This window comes from Pseudonocardia oceanicola, assembly GCF_047200735.1.
In the GTDB taxonomy this organism is placed as follows: Bacteria; Actinomycetota; Actinomycetes; order Mycobacteriales; family Pseudonocardiaceae; genus Pseudonocardia.
The window spans coordinates 118,043-128,045 of the sequence record NZ_JBJZON010000021.1 but is presented as its reverse complement, the minus strand read 5'-3'; the positions used below and the strand labels follow the sequence as shown (position 1 = coordinate 128,045).

Sequence of the window (10,003 nt, the reverse complement as noted above, 5' to 3'; positions counted from 1 at the left end):
CCAAGAGCACCCCCAGTGTCACCGATGTCCTGACACAGACTCGTCACCCATGTCCTGAGACATAACACACAGCAGAAGACGCCCTCGACTTGATGAGAGATTGCAGCAGGGCGGAACTGCATATATGTGACACAAATCAACGCTAAGCTCCAATCCATCATAGAATAGAATCAGCGCGCCGATGGCCTGTCAGCAGTCCACAGAACATAAGCGGATCGCGAAGCCGCGGTACTAGCGACTTCCATCGAAAGTCACCAAATAACAAACAAAGAATACATACGAGAGCGTAGGAAAGAGACGAGCAAATAGAAAACCCGAGAGCGCCAAAATTTGCGCCTAGAACGAAGACCAGCAGCACATCGACGGCAGTGCCGGCAACTTGGATCCAAGCTAGTACCCCTCCGCGCCCGCGGGCGACCATCAGCGCACCAGCAACATACGTTGCCATAGTTAGTGGACTTGCGCATAGCGAAACGAGGGTAGCCGCCACGCTTTCGGCGAAGTCACTCCCGAAGATGACCGGAACCAAAAATGGCGAGGCCATGGCAATAGGAGCAGTTGCGACGATACCGCCAGCCAAAGAAAGTCGAACTGCGACAGAAGCATAGCGACTGCGGTCTGGCTCCGACATGCGCCCAATCGGAGAGAAGATTGCTGCACCTAGGGCATGGGAGAAAACGAGCGGAAGCGCCGATATGGTTACCGCGATAGCGTACAGGCCCGACTCACTCGCACCGATCAACGGAAGCGCCACAAGTTGGTCGAGGCGACTCGATGCAACCTCCGCAACTTGTGAGCCGCCTATTCGGCCGGACTCCCAAGCCATTGGCCACATCACATTGCGCTCGCCGCGTATTGACACTCGCACAAGGCGGCTAGTAAGGATCAGCGACGCCAGAGAAGAGCCAACATTAGCACCAAGAACCGACGAAACGGAAATGCAATCGAAAATCCAAAGAACAAGCACACTCGCTACGTAAAGAACAGGCTGCAGAAAGTAGCAGAGAGAGATCCCTCCATAGTTCTGTCGGACAATCAACACGCTTACATCAATATTCCGGACTACAATCAAAGGCGACAAGGCTAGGCCGACTGCCATGATCAGCCGCGCCGCTGGCTCCTGACTCGAAAACAAAAGTTGATCGAAAAGAGCGGCAAATATGCAAGAAGGTACTAGAAGCTGCGCAGCAAGCAACCTTGCCGTCCGAACCAAAGCTTCATCTGGTTCCTCTAGGGCACGCCTTCGAACAACCAGGGGGAGTCCAAATCCCACAACAATCGGCAAGATCGCCAGGGCGGCGAGGCCAGCGGCAACGAGACCTCGTCCTTCCGCACCCAAACCCCTCGCAACTAGTGGGGCGCTGACGAGGTTGAGTACGGACGACGCGACCCTGGCGGCAGCTATCGCCGAAGGACTATGCAGGGCCTTCCAGATCAACGCGTCCCTTTCCGCCGCCGGATGGAAGTAGCGTCGCCCAGCCCCTTGAGCCATTGACGGCGTCGAGTCGACGACCTCGCGGTCCAATTCCCGCCGATAGGCCCAAGAGCATCCAGCCGAAGCACTGAAACTGTGTAATAGGAGCAACAAACAAGAGCATTGTCGCGAAGCCAAGCGATGCAGCCTCCAGTGCTCCCCAACGTCTTATTCCGACAGCCAGAGAAGCCATGAAGACTAGCGACATCAGTGCAAGTGCAAGCCAACCAGCGTATAGCCCGAGAAACAGGTATCCGTTGTCAATAGATTGGAATCGACCCCAAGTGTATACGCCGCCTCCCCCTGCTACTCGGGCGTAGTCACCAACGCCAAACAAGTTGAGATAGCCGAACAGACCGACGAGGCCGGCTCGGTAGTCCGCACTATCTGATGCCTCAGCACCGGCATCGACTGCAATCAAGTCGACGAACGATAGACTGACGAAATATCCCGCCGCCGACACGACCGCCACGACTATGAGTTTATGCGCTGTCGAGAGCCTGGAGCTGATGGCCATTGCGACAGCGACTACGGCGCCAGCGACAACGGCGCCGCGACTTGCAGTTGCGAAAATGCCCCCCCAAATAATCGCGAACCCAATGTACCTGACGACACGATCTCGCTCGAAGACAAGGAAGGCCGAGCCGCAGGCAAGGATTCCTCCCAGTGCGATGGAGTGACCAAGCGTCACTTCCGCACGGACCATGTCTGCTCGAACCTGAAGACTCGTCCAGTTCGCTGCGCCGACTACAATGTTGAATGGAGGCAACACCGCGAAATTGAAACCAGTCGCCAGCTGAAACAGTGCAAAAATAGCAAGAAAGACAGCTGTGCGAAAGATAAGTCGGAGATCCACGCCTCGTCCAACAAGTAACCTACCAGCTAGATAACACAATAGCCACTCACCAAACACTTGCGAGAAGATGTGAGCAGGTGTGCCGTGCAGTGCCACAGCAACGATCACGGACGTCGCGAGTAGAACCGCCAAGAAATCTACTACGGAAGGTCGGATAGGTCGATGGCTGCAGAGGCAGCTCAGCACAACGAAACCGGACGCCATGGTTAGCCCCGATAGGCGGACACCGCCAACGACCGCAAATGTCCACGGCGGCACCATGACCATAGTGAGCAGCCATAGCGCTAGAAGGATCTGGGGCCTGTTACGCAGGACCCATGCTCCTGCTGCCGCAACCGTCAGAATAGCGAGCATGACGGTCTCAGGCATTCCAGCCCAGACCACCATGAGCAGAATGATCGGGGGAGCAGTCGACAGAGCGATCTTACTGGACCTCACAGGGCCTGCCACAGCAGACGAAAGACGCCCATCGCCCGACATTTCACCGCGCATATCCCAACAAACGCATTAAACGACGGCGCAGGCGCGATACGCGCAGCCGCCATCCTCTGTATGATCGATGGTCGAGCGTTGCGGACTGTACAACGCTAGCCGACCTTTGCATTTGCCCAGTCCACTCGTTGACTGTAGTTACCCCGGTCTGCTTGGCAGAAAGTGGAAGAAGCTGCTGGAAGATGGCATCGTCACGATACAGCGTCCATGGTGATCGGGGGTCGTCCATGTGCTCCTCGTGCAGGAAGGGAAAAGCCCAACCGTTGAAATAGCCCGCTTGCGCAGCACGAATGCACCAGTCAGGGAATGACTCACCCTCACGGATCAAGCCAATCTGATCAGTAAGGCTACGTTTTGCGAGGTAGCCGCTCCCCTGCACCCAATGATTGAGCATAATCCTATTCCCCGAAGCCGTCTTACGGACCTTGCTCATCGCGGTCAACGGGTTGAAGTCTTCATCGTAGAATCGCCAACTCCCAACGACACCCAACAGTGCATTGCCGCGATGCATTGATCGGAAGTGTTCGATCCAGCCTGGCGAAACCAAGCAATCATCATCGACTTTCGAGATATATGTGGCTTGAGATCGAGCCCACATCCAGTTCGTCGGTGCTCGAATCCCGACATTCTCCTTACTCCAGAAGAACTCGGAAACTTGGGGGTGGTTAACGTAATCTTTCACGACCTTGAGCGTCGCCTCGTCACTACCGTTATGCCAAAGCCACACGTGAGTTCGAGCGTCGACCGTCTCGAGGAGGCGGGGCAATGACAGCGCCACATACTCAGGTCTTTGATGAGTGATCATGAGAATATCGACTGAATCATCTGGTTCTGACATAATCGCATCCCTCTCGAAAGGGCGTTCAGGTGAAGGTTAGAGGCGGCAGAGCAGAATCACTGGAAAGGTAAGTGGTAGCCCAAAGTATAGTCTATCTCAGGATCTCGATCACCAATCTTACGGGCCGGTATGCCGCCTACAATGGTGAACGCCGGGACGTCCTTCGTCACCACGGCGCCAGCAGCCACCACTGATCCCTCGCCGATCGCAACCCCAGGGAGAATTATAGAACGCGTCGCTATGTATGCACGTGAGCCAATCGATACCGGGCCCCCAGTTGTCGCAAAAGAGCGATCCTGTGGATCATGCTCAAGTGTAAAGATCTGTACATGGCCTGAGATGTTGACGTTGTCACCAATGGTCACACCGCGTCGCCCGTCAAAAAAGCAGTCATTTCCGATGATAGTGTTTGACCCAATCGAAATTCCCCAGGGGTCGAAGAATACAGCGCGCCAGTGAAAACACGACCCTCGACCGATTGACATTCGAAACAGTCGGCGGTAACAGCCGACGCGGACGAGATGATTCGGAATCCTGCCAATAAGAAACGCCAGAAATAGCGCGCCGCCGTAAAGCAGGCCGCCAACCCGTCGACGCAACGAGATGTTAGGCATTAGAAGCAGCGTCTCCTCAAGTCTCAGGGGAGTTGTCGGCGGAACGGCGAGCTCTAATCAATGAGCCGAGAAGTGCTCGAATGTTCCGCAAGGGCTTCTCCCAGAATAGCGAAGGGAGGCCATACCCAGGGTAGCTGGGCACCTTACGGCCGCCCAGATGAGCCCCGATGAGCCGGCCAGGCAGGGTGCTTCGACGTCCGACTTGATGCGGTTGAACAGGATACAGTTCATCAACGCCAATCTCCTCCGCTGATAGGACGCCTCTTGCGACCAACTCCTGCACCAGGGTCAAGCCACGGGGCGTGCGGGCGATGAGCGCGCTGACGCCAGGCCTTTCCTCGAAAAGAGGATAACCATCCTTATCGGTCTCCCACAGGTCACCAACCGACAAGTCAGCCGCTTCGCCGACCCCATCGACGCAGACCTTGCACCGCCATTGCATCGTCGGACCAAGGTGCTCACCCCACGACTCGCGGTAGGTCATGCGACTCTCACGACCAGAGGACTCTTTCACGGTGAAGCAGCCGGGCCACCCATGCCCGCGATACCAGAGCTGAGCGATAGCGCCCACTCGCGCTCCAAGCCGCTCGACCAGACGAGTTGTGGCGTCCTGACTAGGAACCCCTGCACAGAAGAAGCTAATAACTACTGGAGATTTGATCCCCAACGCTCTGGCTGCCGACGCTTCGCAAGGCTTGGCGACAATTGCTGCCGACGATTCATATGTAGCTCGTGAAAACGATCCGAGTGTCGCGACGGGCGCATAGCGTGACCCTGCGGAGGCCATAACGGAATCGGCAGAACGCGCAACTGTTGGAGCAGCCCTCGTAGGATCTCCGTCTTCCGGCGCGGTACTGACAACATATCTATCTTCGCCAGTCTCTACTAGATAGGACGTAATCGCTGAGATGACGCCGCCGCTGCTGCCTGCCAGACGCAGCGCGTCATCGCTCGACCATGCTCTCCAAACGGCGAGGTATGCTCCGAAGTATTTGTCAAACTTGTGCTCGGCGGATCGTTCTGGACGCAAGACCGAGAGTCCGGGGCACACTTCTGCGAAGACGGCCCGCTCAGCAGAACCACGAAGTTCGGGAGGCTTCGCTGATTGTCTACTTGAAGGACGAAGGAAGCCCTCTGCGCTTAGTCTCATCTGAACGTCTTCTGAGATCAGAGAGCACGCGCCGCATCCCGAGCAGTTCCCAGAGGCGGCAACCGAGGCGGGACCGAAGCCCGGACCTTTAGTCGAAATTCGCATTTCCCTACTCGATGATAGATCGAAGACGGTCCTCGTATGAGCTCAGGCCTGCCTGTGCGATATCAAGGACGGGTGCAAGCAAATCAGGCCCAGTGGACAGTAGAAGTTCATCACATTGGCGCGTGTAATCGGTCGGATCGGTCTGCCTCAAGTCGACTTCATGGGCCCAGCCGAGGTCTGCCAGGAGCGGCTTGAACTTGAGCGAATAGGACCAAGGAATAGTCGGAATACCAAGTGAAAGTGCGTTCAAGCACGCGTGCATACGAGCTCCGACCACAAGTCGACTGGAGGCAATATGGCCTCGTGCGTCGTCGAGTCCAGTCGGTGTCGTGATGGCGAGTCCATTCAGTCGTGCTGAGAGATCTGCCGCAGCCGTCACGTCATTATCTGGATGCGATGACGCGAGCACGTGTGGAAAGATCTCCACCGTCATGCCGCGGGCTAGAAGCGACTCGCAGTACCTCACGCAAGCCTTGCGATACATTTCATTATCAATATGGGTGTTCTGCTGCCACAGGAGACCAGAGACATTGAACAGAACATCTGGTCCCTGACGGCAAGCTTGTTGCAATGGTATCGCGAATACTACGTCGGTCGCTAAGTCTCCGCTGCAGGCCAGAGATTTCGAAAGGCTCCTCAGGCTCGCAGAATCCCGCGCCATGATGCTGTCGACTCCCGAAAGAGACCAACGAGCGAAACCTCGAGTCAGGGGAGTGCCGAACGGTCCTATCGTCTGAGGACCGAGAACGGTTGGTACACCGGCCCGTACCGCAAGAGCGCGCGTGAGTGACATCTCAAGTAGGCGCCGCTTGCCGTAAATGTCGGTAAAACTGTCACCTGCCGAGGTGTCGATCACGACATCGTATCCTTGAAGCCACGCTGTCAGACGTGTATCAACTCCAGACATCGATCTGCAAATTGATCGCAGGCTCAACGGCACAGGCGCCGGGCCGGGCCCATAGCTTTGGAAGTCGATCGCTGCGCCGGGCGTGATCCTCTGGAGCATTTGGCTGGTTCCCGAGGCGAGGGCCTGGACACCGAGGTTTGTAGAGTGCCTATCGGCCCAAAGAACGAGTGCCTTCATAGCTGACCGCCCTTGGCGTTCTTAACCCAATCTAGCCCAAGCCGCGCGCCGTCGAGCGCCTGTGCAACACGGCTTGGATGGCGGATAATCAACCGCACGGTCTCAGCTGCAATCCAGGTCAGCAAAGTGCGTCGCCTTGACCAACGCCAATGATAGTAGATTCCATTGCGAAACTTCAAACGAGGTGTTTGATCCCCCATCGACTGAGCTGCGCGAGCGGAGCCGATACAGGAGACCGTCCCCCCGATCGAGGCCAACCGCTGGCAGAAGTCGATCTCCTCGAAGTAGAGGAAGTAACCCTCGTCCAGACCTCCCACTTGCCTCCAGGACTCTAATGAGAACATCATGGCCGCGCCGTCAATCCAAGCTGCAGGCACGGTGGCTGAGCCTTCGTCGACAGAGGAGTGGAGTGCTCGGCCGGCCCGCGTGAAGTAGCCGCCAAAGGACCAAATTGGTCCGTCGAGGTGACCCTCGTGCATCGCGGGCCCAACCACGCAATGCGATGGCAGGAACTGCAGCGCCGTGTATAGCTCGCTTACGCAGTTCGGAGCAAAGAGCACCTCATGTGTGGCTACTAGAATAGTGTCGATCTCGGTCGGCGTCGTCTCAAGTAGATACTCAATGCCGGTGTTGACGGCGAATGCGTAGCCGCCATTGATGGAGGCACGATGTATTTTCACAGTCGTACTTGCTAGATCTCTCGGACACGGCAGATCAGAGTTGTTGTCTACGACTACAATCCGATGCTCGGGTATCGATTCGTCCTCCGCGAGCAGCTTGATGGTCTGGCGTATTAGCTGCGGTTGGTTGTAGTAGACGATAACGATTCCCAACACGGCTACTCCTTGTGGTCGTGATCGAAAGGGTCGCGAGATGTGAACTTTCGGGCGTACGCAGCCCACGCGGTGTCAATGGTGGATTTCCAGCGTGCGACGCGACGCGCGACTTCAATCCGAGGGATACTTTCGACGGTTGTGATCGCCTCGAACCATGCCGTTGGATCCGATGGTTCCGCGACAAGCCCGGGCCAGTCGAGGCCGAAGATGTCGCTGATGTTGCTTTCGAGTGGCCCGACCACGGGCACGCCGCGCTCAGCCGCCCGCACTGCGACGCCACTCTGGAAGACGCGCGCATATGGGAGTATAATGACGGTGCTTCGAGACAGCGTCATATCGAACTGCGGTTCAGTTAGGAATCTAGCGGCAACGTTCCAGCGCGGGATCTGGGGCCACCCCTTCCCGTGGATCTCGCATTGGAAGCCGTGAATGTTGAGGAGATGTCCGAGGTTTGGCAACCACTCGATTGATCGTGCGGCCTTGAATTGGCCAAGTATCACAGCGCGGCTATCTTGGGGTTTTGAGTACGAGGCCCGCTCGGAGTACGGGTGCGGTAGGAGTAGGGGGTCTTTCCACCCTCGTGCTGCGATGTCGGTTAAGGCCCGTTGAGAGTGGACAATGTGCGTAGTCGACCGGATATGAGCGCAGGTTTGGCCAAGGAAGCGTGAAGGGTAGCTGTAGCCGCGAGCGCGGGCGGTTAGAGGGGTGGGATCGTGGGCAACGATTGTGACATTCTTCTGTCCGGTTGTTGCCCAAATTAGTGGCTCAAGTTCGCCAAAGAGCGGCCAGAGCACGAGCTTCGGTGTCTGGGAGTACCTGCGACGAAGGAAGAGTGTTCGCAGCAGTTGTCTCACCTGACTAGACCGCCGGAACCTTCCGGTGCCTGCGTAGCGTTCACTGCGGATCGTTGTAGGTACTCCTGCACGGAGGAGGGTATCTTTAACTGCCTGCGCATAGTGCTCCAGCGGCTCAGGCAGCGGATTAACGAGTTCGACAACCGCGGTGGTGGACGCTTCGTGCTCTGACAGGTTCGTCATCTCTGATTGTTTGCCTTGCTGCTGGAGCGGTGGTTCCCGTCAATAGAGCTGCTAGTTCTCTGGTAGTAGGAGTGGTACCGGGAGTAGGCGTGAGGCCCGTTGGACGGCACCATTGACAAAACTACCCCGAGTACTGTAACTGATTTGCCGGTAAGCGTATGGGCCGCTGATCGAAGATCCTTTGCCTTCGTGCGACGATAGCGACAAACGAGAACCACCCCATCGACTGCGGGTGCAAGGGCTGCCGCATCGGTCACGGGAAGGAGTGGCGGAGAGTCGATCAGGATGTAGTCATACCGTTGGCGAAGCTCGCTTAGCAGACCGCTCATTTGCCGAGACGCCAGGAGTTCGCTCGGGTTAGGGGGAAGCTGGCCACTTGCAAGGACTTCGAACCTGCCGGACCAATTCTGGATTGCAGCGTTTACATGGGTCCGATGTGTTAGGACGCTGGTCAGCCCCACGGAGTCTTCGATACCGAGCGTCCTGGATACGCTGGGCCGCCGAAGGTCTGCGTCAATCAGGAGCACTCGGCTCCCAGTCGCGCCCAGGGCAACCGCAAGATTGATGGTTGTTGTCGTTTTTCCTTCTTCAGAGAGCGAACTCGTTATTAGGATGGTTCTTGGTGCTTTATCTATACCAATGAACTGCAGATTGGTCCGTATGTGCCTGTAAGCTTCGGCGCGAGGGGATTGGTCATCCTTAATTGCGCCGATGGGTTGCTTCTCGACTCCCGGGTCGTAAGAGATTGATCCGAGCAGCGGCGCATGCAAAATTTCCCGTGCCTGATCTGCGTCGAGGATGGCGTCGTCGTAGTGGTTTCGTACAAAGGCAGTAGCTAGGCCAAGGATGAGGCCGGTGATGGAGCCGGCGAGGACGTATGTCGTCGCGCTTGGCGATGAAGGGCTAGATGGCAGCGATGCGGCGTCCACCACGCGAATCGCGACTGCGGGTACGCCATTCGGTGTCGTTGGCTTCTCTAGCTCGCCGACCAGGTTGCTCATTGCGAGACCGGTTGCGTTAGCGATGGCCACTACGTGTTCAGGCCTGTCACCTTCGACACTTATGTTTATTAGGACTGTATCTACGGCGCTGGACGCTGATACCATCTTGCTTAGCTCAGCCGGGGTTAAGTCAAGTCCGCTCAGCTGTGCAACGTCCTGCATGACTGTTGGAGACTTAATGAGTTGAACGTATGATGAGACCCGTTGCTGCGACAGCTGTGCCCCTTGGTATGCCGCGCTCGCGGTCTCAGTGGCCTGCGCACTCACGTACATAGTGAGACTGGTCTGATACTTGGGCGGTGTGAGCCAGGATGCGATGATGGAGGAAATACAGCCGAGGAGCGCAAGTGAAAGGATAGTGAGCCAGTTAGATCGAATCGCGTTGAGCGCGCGGTCTGGTTGGAGTAGTCGCTTTGCGGTCTCGGCCGGTTGAGCGGGGCTGGTCATTATTCTTAGCCTTGTCTGTAGTGTTCGCTGGCCATTTCGTCTTCCTGCTGAATGGCTTACGGACGAGTA

Annotated in this window: 8 protein-coding genes; all 8 read right to left on the bottom strand. The window is 56.8% G+C overall.

Annotation, left to right across the window (positions count from 1 at the left end):
• Positions 1-157: 157 nt before the first annotated feature.
• Positions 158-1,492 carry a lipopolysaccharide biosynthesis protein gene (locus ACL02T_RS25705; protein ID WP_412833341.1) on the bottom strand — a complete coding sequence of 445 codons (1,335 nt, stop codon included), beginning with the start codon at positions 1,490-1,492 and terminating at the stop codon, positions 158-160.
• Positions 1,416-2,438, bottom strand: a complete 1,023-nt coding sequence (locus ACL02T_RS25700; RefSeq protein ID WP_412833334.1) for a hypothetical protein — start codon at positions 2,436-2,438, stop codon at positions 1,416-1,418. Before ACL02T_RS25700 ends, ACL02T_RS25705 begins: the two co-directional genes overlap by 77 nt.
• 373 nt (positions 2,439-2,811) lie before the next feature.
• Positions 2,812-3,660: a glycosyltransferase family 2 protein gene (locus ACL02T_RS25695; protein ID WP_412833333.1), complete on the bottom strand. Its 849-nt coding sequence runs from the start codon at positions 3,658-3,660 to the stop codon at positions 2,812-2,814.
• 56 nt (positions 3,661-3,716) lie between these two features.
• Complete coding sequence (locus tag ACL02T_RS25690) at positions 3,717-4,145, bottom strand: acyltransferase (RefSeq protein ID WP_412833340.1); 429 nt, start codon at positions 4,143-4,145, stop codon at positions 3,717-3,719.
• Positions 4,146-4,290: 145 nt separating this feature from the next.
• A complete protein-coding gene (locus ACL02T_RS25685; protein ID WP_412833332.1) occupies positions 4,291-5,424 on the bottom strand; it encodes a Coenzyme F420 hydrogenase/dehydrogenase, beta subunit C-terminal domain in 1,134 nt (377 codons plus the stop codon).
• A gap of 109 nt (positions 5,425-5,533) precedes the next feature.
• A complete protein-coding gene (locus tag ACL02T_RS25680; protein ID WP_412833331.1) occupies positions 5,534-6,613 on the bottom strand; it encodes a polysaccharide pyruvyl transferase family protein in 1,080 nt (359 codons plus the stop codon).
• Positions 6,610-7,449 (bottom strand): glycosyltransferase family 2 protein, encoded by an 840-nt coding sequence (locus ACL02T_RS25675; protein WP_412833330.1) that lies wholly within the window; start codon positions 7,447-7,449, stop codon positions 6,610-6,612. The genes ACL02T_RS25680 and ACL02T_RS25675 overlap by 4 nt, the downstream gene beginning before the upstream one ends.
• A gap of 1,033 nt (positions 7,450-8,482) precedes the next feature.
• Positions 8,483-9,934 carry a tyrosine-protein kinase domain-containing protein gene (locus tag ACL02T_RS25670; RefSeq protein WP_412833329.1) on the bottom strand — a complete coding sequence of 484 codons (1,452 nt, stop codon included), beginning with the start codon at positions 9,932-9,934 and terminating at the stop codon, positions 8,483-8,485.
• Positions 9,935-10,003: the final 69 nt, after the last annotated feature.

Coding starts and splice junctions, on each gene's coding strand:
- ACL02T_RS25695 (WP_412833333.1), bottom strand. CDS start 3,660: ATGTCAGAACCAGATGATTCAGTCGATATTCTCATGATCACTCATCAA.
- ACL02T_RS25705 (WP_412833341.1), bottom strand. CDS start 1,492: ATGGCTCAAGGGGCTGGGCGACGCTACTTCCATCCGGCGGCGGAAAGG.
- ACL02T_RS25670 (WP_412833329.1), bottom strand. CDS start 9,934: ATGACCAGCCCCGCTCAACCGGCCGAGACCGCAAAGCGACTACTCCAA.
- ACL02T_RS25690 (WP_412833340.1), bottom strand. CDS start 4,145: ATGTCAATCGGTCGAGGGTCGTGTTTTCACTGGCGCGCTGTATTCTTC.
- ACL02T_RS25680 (WP_412833331.1), bottom strand. CDS start 6,613: ATGAAGGCACTCGTTCTTTGGGCCGATAGGCACTCTACAAACCTCGGT.
- ACL02T_RS25685 (WP_412833332.1), bottom strand. CDS start 5,424: ATGAGACTAAGCGCAGAGGGCTTCCTTCGTCCTTCAAGTAGACAATCA.